Origin of the sequence: Saprospira sp. CCB-QB6 (genome assembly GCF_028464065.1) — a bacterium.
Lineage (GTDB): Bacteria > Bacteroidota > Bacteroidia > Chitinophagales > Saprospiraceae > Saprospira.
This window is the reverse complement of record NZ_CP116808.1, coordinates 565601-584102: the sequence shown is the minus strand read 5'-3', so window position 1 is coordinate 584102 and position 18502 is coordinate 565601. Positions and strand designations below refer to the sequence as shown.

General features: G+C 46.2%; 15 protein-coding genes. 10 read left to right on the top strand and 5 right to left on the bottom strand.

Translation table 11 applies throughout. The annotated features are described in order from the left end of the window. Positions 1–48 precede the first annotated feature (48 nt). Positions 49–1635: a T9SS type A sorting domain-containing protein gene (locus tag PPO43_RS02175; protein WP_272620153.1), complete on the bottom strand. Its 1587-nt coding sequence runs from the start codon at positions 1633–1635 to the stop codon at positions 49–51. A gap of 230 nt (positions 1636–1865) precedes the next feature. Between PPO43_RS02175 and PPO43_RS02170 the strand changes: the two genes are divergently transcribed. Next, entirely contained in the window at positions 1866–2969 is a 1104-nt protein-coding gene (locus tag PPO43_RS02170) for a TMEM43 family protein (RefSeq protein ID WP_272620152.1), read from the top strand. 211 nt (positions 2970–3180) lie between these two features. Here PPO43_RS02170 and PPO43_RS02165 read toward each other — a convergent pair whose 3' ends face one another. Together PPO43_RS02165 and PPO43_RS02160 are read right to left on the bottom strand one after the other, a co-directional pair. Beyond that, complete coding sequence (locus PPO43_RS02165) at positions 3181–4161, bottom strand: tetratricopeptide repeat protein (protein WP_272620151.1); 981 nt, start codon at positions 4159–4161, stop codon at positions 3181–3183. Further along, on the bottom strand, positions 4161–5225 hold the full coding sequence (locus PPO43_RS02160) for a CaiB/BaiF CoA transferase family protein (protein WP_272620150.1): 1065 nt from the start codon (positions 5223–5225) through the stop codon (positions 4161–4163). Before PPO43_RS02160 ends, PPO43_RS02165 begins: the two co-directional genes overlap by 1 nt. Before the next feature lie 356 nt (positions 5226–5581). On the opposite strand from PPO43_RS02160, the gene PPO43_RS02155 reads away from it, so the two are divergent. The 7 genes from PPO43_RS02155 (at position 5582) to PPO43_RS02125 (ending at position 13344) form a co-directional block, all read left to right on the top strand. Further along, a complete protein-coding gene (locus tag PPO43_RS02155) occupies positions 5582–8380 on the top strand; it encodes a tetratricopeptide repeat protein (protein ID WP_272620149.1) in 2799 nt (932 codons plus the stop codon). Between the two features lie 82 nt (positions 8381–8462). After that, the gene (locus tag PPO43_RS02150; protein WP_272620148.1) at positions 8463–9590 is read left to right on the top strand and encodes a hypothetical protein; all 1128 of its coding nucleotides are present in this window, start codon (positions 8463–8465) and stop codon (positions 9588–9590) included. A gap of 367 nt (positions 9591–9957) precedes the next feature. Then, the gene (locus PPO43_RS02145; RefSeq protein WP_272620147.1) at positions 9958–10617 is read left to right on the top strand and encodes an AhpC/TSA family protein; all 660 of its coding nucleotides are present in this window, start codon (positions 9958–9960) and stop codon (positions 10615–10617) included. 28 nt (positions 10618–10645) lie between these two features. Continuing rightward, positions 10646–11209 carry a DUF420 domain-containing protein gene (locus PPO43_RS02140; protein WP_272620146.1) on the top strand — a complete coding sequence of 188 codons (564 nt, stop codon included), beginning with the start codon at positions 10646–10648 and terminating at the stop codon, positions 11207–11209. 12 nt (positions 11210–11221) lie between these two features. Continuing rightward, complete coding sequence (locus PPO43_RS02135; protein ID WP_272620145.1) at positions 11222–11518, top strand: hypothetical protein; 297 nt, start codon at positions 11222–11224, stop codon at positions 11516–11518. Positions 11519–11591: 73 nt separating this feature from the next. After that, entirely contained in the window at positions 11592–12395 is an 804-nt protein-coding gene (locus PPO43_RS02130) for a sugar phosphate isomerase/epimerase family protein (protein WP_272620144.1), read from the top strand. Then, entirely contained in the window at positions 12388–13344 is a 957-nt protein-coding gene (locus PPO43_RS02125; RefSeq protein WP_272620143.1) for an acyltransferase family protein, read from the top strand. Before PPO43_RS02130 ends, PPO43_RS02125 begins: the two co-directional genes overlap by 8 nt. A 313-nt stretch (positions 13345–13657) precedes the next feature. Here the strand turns inward: PPO43_RS02125 and PPO43_RS02120 are convergent, their stop codons facing one another. After that, a complete protein-coding gene (locus PPO43_RS02120) occupies positions 13658–14347 on the bottom strand; it encodes a hypothetical protein (RefSeq protein WP_272620142.1) in 690 nt (229 codons plus the stop codon). A gap of 57 nt (positions 14348–14404) precedes the next feature. Here PPO43_RS02120 and PPO43_RS02115 point away from each other — a divergent pair, with 57 nt between their 5' ends. Further along, a complete protein-coding gene (locus PPO43_RS02115) occupies positions 14405–14866 on the top strand; it encodes a type I restriction enzyme HsdR N-terminal domain-containing protein (protein WP_272620141.1) in 462 nt (153 codons plus the stop codon). A gap of 479 nt (positions 14867–15345) precedes the next feature. Next, complete coding sequence (locus PPO43_RS02110) at positions 15346–17514, top strand: glutamine synthetase III family protein (RefSeq protein WP_442985469.1); 2169 nt, start codon at positions 15346–15348, stop codon at positions 17512–17514. 74 nt (positions 17515–17588) lie between these two features. Here the strand turns inward: PPO43_RS02110 and PPO43_RS02105 are convergent, their stop codons facing one another. Continuing rightward, a complete protein-coding gene (locus PPO43_RS02105) occupies positions 17589–18500 on the bottom strand; it encodes a ribonuclease Z (protein WP_272620139.1) in 912 nt (303 codons plus the stop codon). Between the last annotated feature and the right edge of the window lie 2 nt (positions 18501–18502).

Below are 18502 nucleotides of genomic sequence, written 5' to 3'. Positions count from 1 at the left end.
ACAGCCCGCAGCAAGGCGAAGCCGCAGCTGAGGCCCCAAAATAGTTGTTTAATCCATCAACTGAATGGGAAAATGTGCCTCGCTTTTGGCCCCTTTGAGTCGAAGGTAGTATTGCCCCGCAGGCAAATCCCCCACAAAATATTGCGTTTGCCCCATAAACTGCGCTTGGCGCAATAAGCGGCCCAAAGCATCGTAAAGCTCTAGCTGCTGCTCTTCTTGAGCGGGCCCCTCTATTTGTAGGTGTTGGCGGGCCGGCTGGGGATATACCCGATAAAAGCTTTGGGCAGTAGACAAATTGGCCAAGCTCGTTTGCAAATTGATACCCTTTTGACGAGGCAGGCTAATGAGCTGGGCCTCATCCTCGGCCGTTAGCGATATTTGGGCCGAACTATGTCCCGCATCAAACTCGATTTCCACCTGACTTCCATTGGCATTTTGGTTAATGATCTGCCCATTTTGGACCGACCAACAGTAGTGCTCACCCACCTGCGGCTGCGTCACCGAATAAGTCACTGCTTGTTGTGGCGCAGCTGCCACTGGCCCCTGAATCTGTGGGGCCGCTGGACGCATCTGGGCATAGAAAAAGGCCGCCGTTTGCTCAATCATAGGCAACCAAAAACTATTGGGCCCATTACTGCCCCAGTCGCCATTGTTTACGCCCCAGTATTCATGCCCTTCGCCCGCCTCTATCTGCGTCTGATGAGGAACATTGAGGGCCGTGAGGACCGAATCCATTGGCCGACTCCCACAAACCACAGGAGCCGTGAGCAAAATAGACGAAAATGGCCGAGCACAATCTACATCTACAATCGCATCTTGGTCGCCATGAAAGAAAATAACTGGCGCCTGATTGTTGCCGCTCAACATATCTAAATCAGCAATAGCGCCCCAATAAGAAGCCACAGCTAGCGGGATAGAATCGACATCCTGAGCCGCTACATTGCTCCCCATAAAGGGATTGAATCCAGTTAACTCAACAACGGGCCGACTGTGCAAGGAGCCCAAATCATCGGTAAATAGGTTTTGCTCATAGCTTTCTGGAATCCGCTCACTCTCTTCCACAAAAGCCGCATGCAAGCAGGCAAAAGCCCCCGCACTACTTCCCCCCACAAAAACTTTATGGGGGTCAATGCCAAACCATTGGGCATTCTTTCTAAAGAAGCGAATGCCCGCACTAATATCTTGGCTGCCCCGCCAAACTGCCCGCTTAACACTACTTCCATTGGCGGGATCAAAGCCCGTGCGGTACTGAATGCTAGCCGCAACAAAGCCCCAATGAGCCAAGGTATCGGCCAAGGCTTGTACGTCTTCATTGTCTTTGGTGCCCACTAAAGTAGTGCCCCCCATGAAAAAGATATTGACAAATCCACCCCCATGGGCCAAAATTACAACAGGCCGATTGCGGACCGTATCCGTAGGGGGCGGCATATAAATGTCCATAACCAAATCTTGGTCAAAGGTAGTCTCGGCCCCAAAAGAAGAACCCAATAAAGAAGGAGCATCTTGACTATAAACCACCTCTTGAAAAACTTGAACGGAGGAGAAAATACGCTCTTGATAACGTTTGCCTAAACAGTCTTGAGCCTTCAATAGAAAAGGAAGAAAGCTCAAGAATAGGAGGGTAGAAATTCGCATAGTTGTTTGATTTATTGTTAAACTCCTAAAATAAGCAAAAGCAAGGGATTTTTAATAAAGGAAAAGAACTAGAGAGAATAGGTGAAACCCCTCAGGATGGGTAAGGCAACCCCTCAGCTTTATTTTCATAGAGAAAAGCCTAATAAAATAAAGGAATCCGCTTATTTTTTATAAATAAAGCAACTATTTTAAGGTTGTCTCTGATCGATAACCCTAATGAAATTGAAATTATGTCTTACCGAGAAGTAACACACAAAAGCTGGTTTAGCCGCATCATCAACTCCTTTGTCGGTGTCTTGTTTGGCTTTCTCTTTTTTCTAGGCTCCTTTTTTCTACTCTTTTGGAATGAGGGCCGAGTTAACCTAGCTAAAGTGGCCAAAACGGCTCAAGAAATAAGCGCGGGAGGAAGCGCAGAGGCGGGCCAACTCATTGCCTTAACTGGCGCACTGAAATCCTCCTCTTCCTTAGGCGATGACTACCTCAAAGCTGGCAACTATATTTATCTGAATAGACGGGTAGAAATCTATGCTTGGAAGGAAGATAAGGATAGCAAAACCAAGAAAAATATTGGAGGTTCGGAGACGACCACCACAGATTATAATTATCGAAAAGAGTGGACCTCTAGCCCAGAAAACTCTAGCAATTTTAAGGTAGATGGTTATCATAACCCTAGCATGCGCATCAGAGAAAAGGAGCAAAAGGCCAATCAAATAGAACTAGAGGGTTTTCAGCTGGAACAAACGGAGGACCTCAGCCTAAGCGCCGAGCTGCTCCACCTCAGTCAAAGCCTGCTCAAGGACCAAAATGAGGTAGTTTGGGCCAGTGACCACTATTTGTTTTCGGGCCAAGGGAGTCTAGAAAACCCTCAGATAGGCGATCTCCGCATTAGCTATGAGGCTCTGCCCAATCCCAGTCCCCGCATGACACTTTTTGCAGCCTATTCGGCCACTAATCGCTTGGCCCCTTTCAACAATGATCGAGTAATGGGCTTTTACCGTGCCCTAAAAGGCGATAAAACCGAAGCCATTAACTACCTCCAAACGGAACATAATACCACGCGCTGGATCCTTCGAGGACTAGGCTTTTTCCTAATGTGGATGGGCCTATCCATGATCTATGCGCCCATCTCGGTTTTTCTCGATATTGTGCCTATTGCGGGCCGAGTCACTCGCTTTATGGCGGGGGCGGCCTCTTTCCTCATCTCGGCCATATTGAGCAGCATCACGATCCTCATCTCCCTAATTCTACACAACTGGATCGCCCTTTTAATCACTATTTTGCTGGTTGGGGGTGGCATCGTCTACTACCTCAAATCTAAAAAACAAGCCGCCTAAACAAAAAGGCCAGCTCTTCCTCAAGAGCTGGCCTTTGATTTTTTTAGACTAGATGATTTTTTTTTGGGGCTGCCCCTCCCTTTGGTCGGGTCGGGCTGTTTCGCAGCTCGCTGTTCGCTCGGCCCTGCGGCGCCTTTGGCGGCTCGGTCTGGCCCTTCGGGCCACCCGCCAGGCAGCTCAGCCTGCGGCCCTATCGGGCCTGTAGAGCCGTTTAATAGGACCAATCATTTTCCATCATTAGCTTAGAGAGGCGGCTCATATCTTCGGCAAAGACTTCATAGCCTTTGGTTTGCATAATAAATTGATGGGCGGCTAGCACGGCCTGCTTAAACCAGGGCATCTCTTTGGTCAGGGCCAACAATTTGCTGAGGCCATAGGCAAATTGCTCGGCTTGGATGAGTTGGAGGGCGTGCTGCATTCTATAGTGAGGGCTCCAATAAAACTCCTCGGCATATTGTTCCCAATGTTTTAGATTGGCGCTTTTTTGCAAAAAGGAAATGGCATAAATAGGGGCCTGTAAACCGCCTTGGGCCAAAGAAAACAATTGCTCAAAGGGGAGTTGTTGTTGGCCTTGGGCCAGCTCTTGTAAAAAGCGTTGATAAATGGGCTGGGCTTTTTGGACCTCTCCTTGCCAAAGCCAGATTTCGGCCTGTTGGAGCTGGGCGGCTTTGAGCAAAGGCTCTTGTTTTAGGGCTTGGGTCAAAAGCTCAAGGGCCTTTTCATTTTGGTCCAATACAAAATAGAGTCGAGCCTGCTGAGCCAAAAAGTCAGCAGAGGGCGTTTCATTCTTCTCTTTGAGGGCTGTTTGGGCCAAGCGATCATCAATAAGGCGGTGCAGCTTTTGCCAGGGGGCTAGTTGAGCGCCCAGCAAACGATCTAGAAGGGCATAAACTACCGTGCGTTTGTCCCAAGGGGCATCTACGGCTAGCCAATCTTTAAAGGCCGCGGGATAGGCTTGGGCAAAGGATTGAGGGAGTCCCTGTTCTGCTTTCCATTCTAGTTCTAGGCCTTGGGCCGGAAAGCCCAAATAGCGAGAAATGAGCCGCTGGCAATCCTCTTCAAAGGCTTGGGGATCGGGTGGGCTAAGGATTTCCTCTTCTATTGGCGGCGGAGAAACTTCCTCTAGGGGAGGAGTTTCGGGGGCAGCGGCTTTTTCGGGCTTTGTTTTTTTGGACCAAAATTTCTTAAACATCAATCTTTAATCTTAAAGACAGCCGTGCGCACTGCTTTAGTGCTTTGGCCGTCGGGTTCTTCTTCTAGAATAAGGGCTTGGGCGGCTTCTTGTTCAAATACTTGGGCCATATTTCGGACAAGGCCAAGCGGGACATTGGTCTCTAGAGCACCTTCTAATAGCTCTTGGCTCTCCCATTTGCCAATGGCTTCGGCCAGTAGTTCGGCTAGGGCAGAGCGGTTTTGCAGGCGGTTTTGATTCTCTAGGAAACGAGGATCTTTGGCCAGCTGCTCTTCTCCGATGAGTTGGCAGAGGGCCAAAAACTGTCGGTTGCTGCCAATAGCGGTAACGACTAATTGGTTGTCTTCTGTTTTAAACTGTTCGCCATAGGGGGCAATATTGGGATGCAGAGAGCCCATGCGTTGGGGCAGATGGTTTAGCATTAGGTAGTTGCTAGCTTGGTTGGCTAAGGCGGCAATAGCTGCATCAAAAAGGGAAACGCTGACATAGGCGCCCTTATGTTCTCTTTCTCGGCGCCAGAGGGCTAGCAAAATCCCTTCTTTAAGTTGGTGAGCGGCGAGCACATCAATAAGGGCGACGGGCATTTTAGTAGCGGGGCCATCGCTTTGGCCATTCATATACATAAAGCCTGTTTCGGCTTGAAGGACTAGGTCAAAGGCGGGGCGTTTGGCTCCTTCGCCAAAGCCGTTAATGGCCCCATAGATCAGCATGGGGTTAATTTGAGAGAGGATATTATAATCGACACCTAGTTTTTCGGCATCGCCGGCTTTAAAATTAGTGATTACAATATCGGCTTCTTCGGCTAGGTGATACACCACTTGGCGTTCATCTTCATCTTTAAGGTCGAGAGGGAGGATTTCCTTGCCCCAGTTGACCGAAGCGAAGTAGGCTGAGCGGGGGCTATTGGGGTCTTCTTGTTCTAGTTTCCAGCTTCTGGTGACATCGCCCTTTGGGGTTTCGATTTTGAGGACATCGGCGCCTAGTTCGGCAAAGAACATCCCGACAGAGGGGCCGGCCAAAACAGAAGAGAGGTCTAAAACTTTTATATTTTCTAAACTAATCATTATATTTTTTTTGTAGATGAGTTCTATTAAACTAGCGTTTCTATTAGAGCTCTTGGGCGCAAAGATGGGCATTCCCAGCTTTTTTTAGTAAAATTGTCAGTAATCTTCTAAAAAAAAGAGGAGAAAGGCGTTTTTTGTCTGCAGGAATTGGCGACCGCAGGGAGCCAATTGGCTGAGGGATGGACAGCAGGGCCGCCTTAGGCGGCAGACCAAGGCGCTTTAGCGCCGCAGGGCCGAGCGAATAGCGAGCTGCGAAACAGCCCGACCTGAGCGAAGCGAGGGGCAGCCCCAAATCAAAATAGGGAACTTCCTGATTAAAGCTATCCTTATCCTGCTGTTGAAAATTGGCCTAGCTTTTGGCCCAGAACGACCTACATTATTATTATCATAACGCAATAGCCATGACATTTAAGCGAACCGTATTGTTGGCACTGTCTACTTGCTTTGGCATTTCTCTATCGGCCCAACAGACGGCCTTGGAGCGTGCGGGAGCCCTCTATAACGAGCAGAAGGTAGATTCGGCCCTATTCTATTATGAACAGGCCCTTAGCCAGACCCCCACAGACAAGAATTTACAATTGAAGATGGCAGAGTTGTATCTGCAAACGAATCGTCCAAAAAAGGCTGCCCAGTATTATGGCAGCTTGATCGAGTCGCCCAATGCGGGAGTCGATCTATATTTTTGGTATGCTTATGCCTTGCAGATGGATGGGCGTTATCAGAAGGCCAAGGAGGTGCATGAAAAGGCCAAAAAGCACCCGGATATGGCGGGCAATTATGCGGCTTTACCTTTGTTAGATGCTTATATTGCTTCTTGTGATTTTGCGTTGAAGCATCAAGGGAAGCGTCCAGTTTTTGATGTTCGCAATGAGACAGCGGTCAACACTTCGGCAGCGGATTTTAATCCGGTATTTGCTGGAGACCAGATTTACTTTGCGTCTAAGCGTATTGTGCAAGATCCAATGGGGATTGGTGGGTATTCTGATGCCAATGAAGATTATTTGTATCAGGCCGATCGTCAGAACAACCGAGATTTGAAGAATGCGGAGACAGTATTTCCCAAGGGGAATATGGATTTTACCAACCGTTATAAGCTTTCTCCTGTGAGTAGCCTCAATGGGTTGACCTTTGTGAGTGGGAATAACTTTTCTGCTGCGGTGCGTCACCCGATGGCTTTGGGAGGGGGCAGCAGTAGCTTTAAGATGGGTTACTATAATGCACCCTTGGCAAGTATTCCGCCAGAAGATCCCACAGAATTTCCGCATTATGCCAATCAGTCGGCTTTTCCTGCCTTATCTGATGGGGGCAAAACCTTGTACTTTGCGGCCAAGGGCTTGCCGGGTAGCTATGGTGGTTTTGACCTATATGTAAGTTATTTTAAAGAGGGGCGTTGGACTACTCCGCAGAATTTGGGTCCCAATGTCAATAGCATTCGGGATGAGATTTCTCCCTTTGTAGATAGCAAGGGCATTTTGTACTTCTCTTCTGATGGAAAGCCTGGTTTTGGTGGTTTTGATGTTTATCGAGCGGAGAATGTAGCGGGTAGCTGGAAAAAAGTGCGGAACATGGGGCCTAACCTCAACTCTAGCCAAGATGATGTTTACTTTATCTTTGAGCCGGAGAAAAATATGGGTTATCTGGCCTCTAATCGTGAAGGTGGACAGGGCGATTATGACATTTACTCTGCTTATTTGCAGGGAAATGTAGAAGGGATGCCTTTAATTTCTAGTCAGGAAGAAGACTATGTTGTAAAGAATCCAGAAGGGCAGTCGGGCCTTACCAAAGAGCAAGAAGATCAACTCAATACCCTAGAAGAAATTGCAGACAATGTAAATGGGGGAGAAGGGAATGGAAGCAATATGTCTAAGGATGACATCAATGACTATGTGGTCAATCCACCTAGCACTGATGACAATAAAGGCACGAGCAATAATGAGGGTTATGTAGCGCCAACGAATAATAATACAGGAGGCAGCAACAATTCATCTACAACCAATAATCAGAATACCAACAATAATCCTTATGCGGGCAAGCAAATCCCTTGTGCGGATAATGCTTATATTGGAGTAGTGACCGATGCTGTAAGCAAAAGACGTTTGGCTGATGTTTGGGTATATGTTCGCCACCTGAAAACAGGGGTAGAGTATAAAAAACAAACCTCTAAATATGGAGAATATGCGTTGATTTTGGAGCCACAGTCTCAGTATGAGATTCGCTTTTCTGCTGCGGGTTACCAAAACGACATCATGGAAGTATTTACGGGAGATGGCCAAAAGCGAACACTTTTGGGTAGCAAGGCCATTCAGCCTTCAGCAACCAATGGTTTGGCTTTAGTCAATAATGATGGACAGTTTATGGGCCGTTCTGGAACACAAGAAGAGGCTTTGCCCAATCAATTCCGCAGAGCCAATGAGTTACCACAGGCGCTAATGCCAGACAAAGGCTATTTGGTGCAAGTTGGCGTATTTAAATCTATGGACAAAGAGCTACAAAAGGAGTTGGGCCAATATGCCAACCTTCTCACGGCTCCCTACAAAAATGGAGAAGCAAAAATCTATCGCTTAGGTGTTTTTGCCGATAAGGCTCATGCCGATGAGGTATTGGCCAAAGTACAAGGCATTAAAGGCCTCAACAAGTCTTTCTTGAAAACCGAAGCCTTGAGTAATCGCACTGCAGCTGAGCGCATGACTAACAATATGCAAGTGGTCTTCCCTTTGAAAAAGGAAGTGGCTGAAGTGAATCCTCCAGCAGTCGAAGAAAAGCCTGCAAACAATACCAACAAAGAGGAATTGCCTCCAATTGTAGAAGACCCCAGAAATAGTTATGCAGATAACCAACTGCCTGAGGGAACTACTGCTCGTGGAGGGGCCAGCCTTTTACCTGCGGAGCGTCCTTTAGAGTTTAAAGTGCAGCTAGGCGCTTATAAAGATGCCTCTGCCGCCAATTATCCCGATTTAAGTCAGATTGGACGAATTGAGCGCCAGCTTAATCCCAACAATGGATTGACTTATTTCTATTTGGGGGGCTATAGCAATATTGATGATGCCCGTAAAGCCGATACCGAAGTAAAACAAAAAGGACTCAAATCCTTTATCGTGGCTTTTAAAGATGGAAATAAAATTCCTGTTAGCCAGGCCGTCAAATTGGCCAACTAGACCCCTTGGCCTAAGCCAAAGGCCCGCTAGCAATTTGCTAGCGGGCCTTTTTTATTCCACTTATTAAACCAGAAAATCAGGCATGCGACTACTTTTAATCCTCCTCTGTTTACCTTTTCTTTTACTCGCTCAAGAACAGCCTTTTCAACAGCGTTTTTCTGGCCAAATATCTGGCGTGCAGGCTTGGTCGCCCCAACAAGGAACCGCTCACTTTTCGGGCCTGCGCTATTTACCCAATTATTTTGCTAGTCGTAGTTGGGACAGCAGCCAGCAGGCCATTAGCTTTGATGTAGCCTTGAACGTATCCGCTTCCGCAAGTTATTTGGGGGGGGCTTTTGAGACAAATCTTCGCCCTTACCGCTTTTGGTTGCGCTATACAAGACCCCGATTAGAACTGCGCTTAGGCCTGCAAAAAATAGATTTTGGCAGCGCACAATTGCTACGCCCTTTGCAGTGGTTTCATCAAATTGACCCAAGAGACCCCCTCGCCTTGACCAATGGCGTTTATGCCTTTTTGGGCCGATATTACTTTAAACAAAACGCCAATATTTGGTTTTGGGCCCTCTATGGTAATCAGCAAAGAAGAGGTTTTGATTTATTATCCACTCAGGCCAATTTACCCGAATTGGGCGGCCGATTTCAGTATCCTTTACCCAAAGGAGAACTGGCCCTGAGCTACCACTACCGCTGGGTGAAGTCGGATAGCAGCTTGGCCTATCTGCCCAATATGGGGGCCCTGCCTGAACATCGCTGGAGCCTAGACGGTAAATGGGATTTGGGGATCGGCCTCTGGTTGGAAGCCGTACAGGTCTATCGCATGAAGGCACTTGGCCCTTACCGAGCTGTGCAACAACTCAACCTAGGTCTAGATTATACCTTCGCTTGGGGCAATGGCCTCAATTGTAGCGCCGAATATCTATTTTTAGGCTACGGAATTAGCCTGTTTCAGCGGCCTTTGGCTGGACATACCTTCGCCTTTCAGGCGAGCTACCCCCTTAGCCTCTACGACCAATTATCCCTAATTTACATTAGCGGTTTTCAGGGGAAAAGAGGCGGCCAACTCAGCTATAGCCATCAGTTTAAGCACTTATCCCTTTACCTAATCGGTGGCTATAATCCCAGGGTAGGGACTATAAACGTACAACAAAATGACTTGAGCCAGCAGTTTTTAGGCTGGAACCTCCGACTCGTTTTGGCCTATAATTATTAAGATTTGGGGCTGCCCCTCGCTTCGCTCGGGTCGGGCTGTCTCGCAGCTCGCTATTCGCTCGGCCCTGCGCAAAATTTCGCTACGCTCATTTTGCTGGGTCTGCGGCTTTGCCGCCCTGCTGTCCATCCCTCAGCCTGCGGCCCTTCGGGCCTGTAGAACGTATAACTGGACCTAAGTATTCCTGCGCTTTTTTATAAAATGTAGTTGGGCCAATTCTTCAGATCATAGCCCGTTGTTTTTGAAAAGTTCTTGAGAGAAGCGCAAAAAAATAACTACTTTTGTGGCCTAAAATGAACAGTAAGCAAACCCAAAAGGGAAAAAGCTGTTTTGTTAAAGAAAACAAAATTATAGACTATATAAAGAACTTATGGCTAAATCAAAAGTAAAAAATGCGCTAATTGCTTTGCCTTTAGTATTTGTGATGATCGTATTTCCCTTGGCGGCAGTATATATGTCGAGAGCAGGTTTGATGAATTATAAGGAGCGTAAAGCGCAAATGCACTATTTGGCAGACTCCATTAAGTTGGAGAATATCCATTTGCAGGATACTGCCGGAGAGGCCTATCCCTTAAATAAGTATGAGGGCCGGGTATTACTGCTTAATTTTTATAAGGATGGAGATGCCGAGAATGAAAAAGTATGGTCAGAAATGCTGCGGGTACAAACCGAGTACAGTAAAAAAACCACTAAGCGTTTGCGCTTGCTGAGTTTACCCGTTGGTGCAGATAGTCTGAAAATGCTGAAACAGTTTTGGGCCAAAAATGAACTGCCAGACAATAACTGGCAAACCCTCAAAGGACGGCCCGATAAGATACTCAACTTGGCTGTAGAAAATTGCAAGTTGGGCCAAGATACCTTAGGACATACTTTAACTTTAGTCTCTATGGACCAAACCCTGGCCATGCATTATAATGCCTTAAAACCAGAGGAAATCAACCGGATGATGGAGCATATCGCCCTCTTATTACCCGCTAAAAAGGACCGAAAAAAATTACGTTATCAGGGAGAACAGGAGCTTTATCAATAGCCTTTATCTTCTATAAATTTAACAAATTATGAGTGAACCTATCTTAGACGAACAGGGAGCAGGAGTAAAGAACCACAAAAAGCTAAATCTAATTATCACAATTATTTCTGTGGTATTGCCTTTGGTGGTGGCCCTGCTGTTCTCTGTGAAAATTGAGGTCAATTTTCCATTTAATGTGTATTGGCTACCTGCAATTAACGCCATCTTAAATGGCGGAACTGCAATTCTGCTGGTTTTGGCACTAGTAGCGGCCAAGCAACATAACGTGAAATTACATAGCCAAATGATTTATGCCGCTATGGGATTATCACTACTTTTCCTATTGGTTTATGTGCTTTATCATGTGACTACAGGACATACAAAATTTGGTGGAGAAGGCACAGAAAAACTAATTTATTTGTTACTATTGTTTAGCCATATTGCCTTGGCTGCAATTCAGGCGCCCTTGGTTCTATTTGCCTTCTTGTATGGCTATACCGGACAAGTAGAGCGCCACAAGCGATTGGTAAAGTTTAGCTATCCAGTTTGGCTATATGTTTCTGTGACTGGAGTCATTTGCTATTTTATGATTGCACCTTATTATCCCGCTTAAACTATATCTTATATGAAAGCGATAAAAAAATATCTCTATCTGTTTAGCCTAGGATTGTCTTTACTGTTAGTAGCAGCTCCCCAACAGGAGTTGGCTGCTCAGTGTCCCATGTGTCGAATGTCAGCAGAAGCGGACCTGAAAGCTGGGGGAACTAAAGCCAAAGGTTTAAACGACGGTATCCTCTACATGTTAATTTTACCTTATATCCTAATGGGAACAATTGGCTTTATCTGGTACCGCAACCAACGCCAAGTCGGACAGCAACAACAGTTTAAAGACTTGCGCCTGCTCCTAGAACCACTAGACTAAACTGAACAAGCATTTAAAGTTTGGCCCAATTTTCGATTGAAAGTTGGGCCTTTTTCATTTTTTAATGGCTTGTATGCAAAAGTTTCAGGTTTCGGCTTCAGTCCTTCATTTTAGCCCTCAAGTGGCCGATCATTTCAATAAATTGGGGATAGGCGTAGAGCTTTCTGCTTTTTCTTTACCCCATTATTTGTCGCCTAATCGCTTGCCCGATTTGTTGACCCAAACAACTAATTTACTTTCCAATTTTAAGGGGCCAGTAAGCATGCACGGCCCATTCTTCGATATGAATCCCATTGCTCGCGATCCCTGGATTTTAGAGGTCTGCCGCAAACGAATGCTCCAAAGCTTAGAGTTAGCAGACCGCCTAGGCGCCCGCCAATTGGTCTTTCACGCCAATTATATCCCGCATCGCGCAAAAGATCACGACCACATCTTTGTCGAAAAACAATTGGAGTACTGGCCAAAAATTGTTCGAGCAGCCGAAGACTACGATATTAGATTGTTGTTGGAAAATACTAGGGAGCATAGCCCCAAACTCTTATACGATATTTTGACCCCTATCAATTCCCCTCATTTTAAAGCTTGCCTAGATACTGGGCATACGCACTGTTTCACTCACTCTAAGCTCCCCCTAAAAGATTGGGTGGCTGGCTTAGGCGAACAATTGGCTTATGTGCATTTGCATGCCAATCATGGCGATTTAGATGAACATCTGGCCTATACCGACGGTAATCAAGATTTTACAGGCTTTTTTGAAGGCCTACAAGCCCTACCCAAATGGCCCGATTTAATTATTGAGGTGAAGACAAAAAACGCCTTTTTACGCTCTTTGGGCGCTTTGCAGCGAGCAGGATATTTAGCCCCAGCTTATGTCTAATGCTTCTACCTATTTATACCCAGTCCAATGGCTAAGAGGTTTAGCAGCTATTGCAGTTATGCTTTTTCACTTTTCCGAGGGCTATTTGCCTGCCTCTAGTTGGGCCCATCAACTATTTGCTTTTGGTGGACTGGGGGTACCCGTCTTTTTTATGCTGTCTGGCTTTATTTTACCCTATAGCCTAGACCAAAACGGCTACACGCATCAACAGTTTGGCCATTATTTTAAACGACGACTCTACCGCTTAGAACCCGCTTATTTACTGAGCATAGCTACAGCTTTGGCTTTGGCCGCTTTGGCTGCCTACTTTTTTCCACCCTCTAATTTTGTCTGGAGCTGGCCCCGCTTATTTTTGCATCTAGGCTATTTGATTCCTTTTGTAGAGGAACAAACTTGGCTTAATCCCGTTTATTGGACCTTGGCCGTGGAGTTTCAGTTTTATCTGTTTTTGGGCCTGACTTACCCCTGGATCAAAAATCCACTTTCGCCCAAAGCTTGGCCTATTTTGTTGCTGCTTTTTTTAGGCCCTTGGCTTTATAGCTCACCCGTTTTTTTTCCCTTTCATGCCCCTTTGTTTCTTTTGGGCTTGCTCTATTATTATTGGCGCAAAGCTGCCGTACCCAAAACTATTTTACTTCTCCTTATAGGCAGTTTACTCTTCTTTCTGAGTTTTCGTCGGCCTGATATGCCCTGGATTTTATTAGGGGCCTTTTTAGTGCTGGAGGCGCCAAACCGCCCTAGTCGTCTAGCCAACATTTTGGGGCAGGCTTCTTATCCCCTCTATTTATTCCACAATATTATTGGCGCCTCCGTTATTTTGCATCTTCTGGCTCCCCGATTTGATGGCGTTTGGCGCCTGCCTCTAGTCTTGGGTACAGCCCTTTTTTGCTTGTTTTTTTCTTATGCCATCTACTATTTTATAGAGCGACCTATTTTAAAAAAAGGTTGACTTTGGGGCCCGCGGCCAGCTAGGCTTTGCCTAGCTTGGCCGCCGCTATGCTGCGCCGCTCGCAGGTCGCTCGGCCCTGCGGCGCTTGCAGCGCCTTGGTCTGGCCCTTTGGGCCACTGCTGCACATCGCTAGGCCTGCGGCCCTTCGGGCCTTCGCAAAAGCGGTATTCGTCGCTTCGCTCCTCATCCTTAATTAGGACCCCGCCCACCCGCCCCTCCAATGGATTCCCTAAGGAATCCATTGGGGGCGCGCTTGCGGGAGCTGTTTAATATCGCCCAAAAAAAGCAAGGCCACCTAGCCTTGCTTTTTTCTTTACTTCAACTTATGTCCTTGTGGATCTATCAACTTTCGTCTTTTGATGCTCCAGGTTTGGGGTTTAAGGTAAGCATATTGTTTAGAGGGGGAGAGCTGAAAGGTGAACTCAAAATGCTTGTGGTGTTTATTTTTTTCGGGATAGAAAAAACTGCTTTGTCCGTTAATTTGTAGCTCTACTTGGGCCAAGTTTTCGCCTTTAGGGAGCTTGCAATTATAGTAGAGTGGGGCATAAGTCTTGGCCAATTCTTCCCGTTCTTCAGCTGTTCCTGCTCGCTGAACTTTACCTCTTTCCTCAATTGTTGCTAGTAGCTTGTCCTGATCCTGTCGGCAATAAAAGCTATCATTTACAATCAAGCTGCCAATTTCTTTGGGGGCGGCTTGAGCCGAAAGCGCATTGATGCAAAGCGATAAATTTTCTGGTCCATGGCTTAGAGAATCAGACTGGACCAAAAAGCTATCAATCTGATAATCAGATTGTAAAAAGAGTTTGTCTCCTTTGGCCTTCCAGCTGCCTTCAGCGCTTAATCTCGCCCATTTTTCAATGCGGACATATTCAAATCTTCCTTTTTCTTTCAAATTAAGTTGGATTTCTATATCCTTATCCTTATATATATAACTGCCTTCTTGGGCCAAAACTGAGGAAATAGCAATAAAAAGCAGGGGGAACATCCAGAAAAATTTTTGCATAGTTCTTTTCTTTGTTGTTTAGAATTGACGATTATTCTTGCAAAAACTGCGCCCAGCATGAAAGCATTAGAAGTCCCTTTGCTTGCCTACCAAGAGCAGCTACAAATTAGAACCCTAGAGGGGCAAAAACAAATTTTTGATCCTGTCCGCCGTAAGTGGCTGGTCCTACAGGCCGAAGAATGGCTGCGCCAGCTTTGGATTCAATATCTCCAAGCCGAAAAGGCCTATCCCTTTAGTAAAATGCAGGTTGAGAAAGGCTTGGCGGTTTATGGCCAAAAGCAGCGAACCGATTTGCTCTTATTTGATAAGGAGAGCAGGCCTTCGGTGCTCTTTGAGCTTAAAGCACCGCGGCAGGCCCTCAATGAGTTGGTATTGGACCAGATTATGCGCTACAATAGCAGCCTGCAAATGCCTTATTTGATTATCTCGAATGGACGACAGAACTATGGCTTTGTTTGGAACGGTAAATTAAAAGCGTATGAAGTTTTAAGGGAAATTCCATTTTACGCTGAAAATTAAGAGGGAACTTCCTATCTTAATTACTTGATTTAGCCCCAACTATTTTGCTCGAGCAAAGTTGGTCCAATTGGCCTAGCGATGTGGAGCAGTGGCCCAAAGGGCCAGACCAAGGCGCTGCAAGCGCCGCAGGGCCGAGCGACCCGACCAAAGGGAGCCGACGCAGCGAAGCAAGTAATAGCGAGCTGCGCAACGTAGCGCCGACGAGCGCAGCGAGGCGGAGGCCCAAAACAGCAGCGAGCTACGCAAGGACGACAAGGTCTTTAGACTGCAGTTCGACGACCAAAGGGAGTAACCATCGCAAAGCAGCGGAGGCCCCAAAAAAGAAAAAACAGCTAACAATAAAAAAGAGTAACTTTTAATTAAAAATGAGGGGAGAACTACTCCCAAGCTCCATTAGAAACTCAGAAAAGCATTTTCGATGGACCAAGAGAGCCCGTTTGAACCTGTAAATTTAGCACTCTATTATTATGAGTAAATCCATGCGTTTTTCCGCATTAGAAAGCTTGCTAGCCCGCGAAAACACCCCCGTACAAACGCCTAGCAGCCGCATTTCAGACTATTTTGGTAGCCAGGTTTTTGGCAAAAAAGCCATGCAAGAATTTTTGCCAGCCCGGATTTACAAACAAGTCATCCAAACAATTGAATCAGGGGAGAACCTTGACCGTGAGACTGCCGACCACATTGCCGATGCAATGCGCAATTGGGCCAGTTCTAAAGGCGTGACGCATTATGCGCACTGGTTTCAACCGCTTACTGGCCGTACGGCCGAAAAACACGACTCTTTCTTTACTTTAGATGGCCGAGGAGAAGCCATTGAAGAGTTTAGAGGAGAGGCTCTTGTCCAACAAGAACCCGATGGCTCTAGCTTCCCTGGTGGAGGTTTGCGTTCTACTTTTGAGGCCCGTGGATATACGGCCTGGGATCCTAGTTCTCCCGCTTTTATTTTGGAAGTAGGAGATGATAAGACACTTTGTATTCCAACTATTTTTGTCACCTATGGGGGGCAATCATTAGATTATAAATTGCCTTTACTCAAATCGCAATCTTGCTTGGAAAAGGCGGCGGTAAAGGTTTGTCAGCTTTTTGACCCTGCAGTACAAAAGGTCTATGCGACTTTGGGCTGGGAACAAGAGTATTTTTTGATTGATGAAGCGCTTTATGAGGCTCGTCCTGATTTGCGTTTTACGGGTCGCACCCTTTTGGGCCGTTCTGCGCCCAAGGGGCAGCAATTAGATGACCACTATTTTGGTTCTATTCCAGAGCGCGCCTATGCCTATATGCGTGATTTGGAGGTAGAATGCCATAAATTGGGGATTCCCGTTCGCACTCGTCACAATGAGGTGGCTCCTTCTCAATATGAGTTGGCGCCTCAATATGAAGAAATCAATGTGGCTGTAGACCACAACCAATTGTTGATGGATTTGATGGATCGCATTGCGCGCCGCCATAAGTTGCGGGTGCTTTTGCATGAGAAGCCCTATGCCAATGTGAATGGCTCGGGTAAGCACAACAACTGGTCAATTGCCACGGATACAGGCAAAAACCTCTTGTCTCCAGGTAAAAACCCAGGCAAAAATCTACAGTTTTTGACCTTCTTTGTCAATACTATTCGCGCCGTTTATGAGCATGCAGACTTATTACGAGCCAGTATCGCTTCTGCGTCTAATGACCACCGTTTGGGGGCCAATGAAGCGCCTCCCGCTATTATTTCTGTCTTTGTTGGAGAAGCCTTGACCAAGGTTTTAGATGCCATTGAAGAAGGCGATAGCACAGAGGCTGAAGTGAATCGGGTGTTCTCTTTATTGAGCAAAATTCCCGATCTTGAGAAGGATAATACAGACCGCAACCGAACTTCTCCCTTTGCTTTTACGGGCAATAAATTTGAGATTCGGATGGTAGGCTCTACGGCCAACTGTGCTGGTCCAATGACGATTATGAATAGCATTATGGGCCAGCAGCTAGAAAAATTCTATGCTGATGTAGAGGCCCTAAAAGCAGCTGGTCAAACTCAGCAGTCGGCTATTTTACAAATAATTAAGCGTTATCTTGTAGAATCTAAGCCCATTCGTTTTGAGGGCGACAACTATAGCGATGAATGGAAAGAGGAAGCAAAAAGCCGTGGCTTGAATAACTTCACAACCACTCCAGAAGCTCTTGCTGCTTATGCTTCAGATAAAGCCAAGGCGCTATTTACGAGCACCAATGTACTTTCTGAAGAAGAGTTGGAGGCCCATTTAGAGGTCCGTTTAGAAAGCTATGCTTTGCAACTGCAAATTGAATCGAGAATTTTGGCCGAGATGGTCGTCAATCAAGTGATTCCCGCTGCCGTTCGCTACCAAAATAGCTTGGCGCAAAATGCCTTGCAACTCAAACAATTGGGTCTAGATGAAACTAGCTACGCGGCTCAAAAAGAGTTGCTGGCCGAGCTTTCAGAGGGCATTTCGGCTCTAAAAACAAAGGCTTATGCAATGAAACAAATTCGCGTTAAAGCTTCTGCTCAAGAGACCGAAGAAATGGCCCATACTTATTGTAATGAGGTGAAACCATTGATGGATGAAATCCGTACGGTTTCCGATCATTTAGAAGGTTTGGTTGATGACCAAGAATGGCCGTTCTTGAAATATCGCGAAATGATGTTTATGAGCTAAACATCTTGCTATAAGGCATAAAAAAGCGGATCCACTGAAGTGGATCCGCTTTTTACTTTTATCACCTAAATTTTTTAAATGCTATAGGTTTTCCCTTCTTCGGCTGCGGCTGTTTCTGCAAATTCGCTCTGCGCTTCCCGCAAAAGCTCATCTGTATTTTGATAGCGGGTCGAAAAATGCCCAATCAATAACTTTTTGACCTCAGCCAGTTTGGCCATTTCTCCAGCCTGTTTGGCGGTGCTATGCCCCGTCTTCTTAGCATTTTTCAGTAGCTCGTGCAAAAAAGTGGCCTCATGATAAAGCAAATCTACTCCTCGAATGAGCTCTGCCAAAGGTGGATGAAAAGCAGTATCCGAACAATAGGCATAAGTTCGGGGCGGGGGAGGGGGCGTACAAAGCTCTTCATGTGGCCAAAATTTACCCTCTGCATCGGTAAATCCTCCTCCCGCTTTAATGGCGGGAATTTGTTGGTAGGGAATCCCCAACTCCAAAATGCGATCTTTACGCATATTCGGATAAGCTAGTTTTTCCTTAAACAAAAAACCCTGACAAGCCACTCGATGTGCCAAAGGTAAACTAAATACTTGAAAACTAGGGGTGTCGAGTAAAAGCTCTGATTGCTCCGAATCACACTCCCGAATTTCCAACGGATAACTCAAGTAAGCATTCATTAGACGCATTTGGACCTCCACCCACTCCCGAATTCCTTTTGGGCCATAAAGTCGCAGCTTTTTCTGTCGCTGATTCAAGCCAAAAGACATCAATAAACCCATTAGGCCCAAAACATGATCTCCATGCAAATGGCTAATGAAAATATCTTTAATCTGAAAGGCCTTCACCTGATAACGCTGCACGGCAATCTGACAACCCTCACCACAATCAATCAGGCAGTAATGCTCCCGAATATTCAAAAATTGGGCAGAGGTAAAACTCTTATAAGTAGGTAGGGCCGCATTGCTGCCCAAAATGCTTACTTCAAAACGCATAA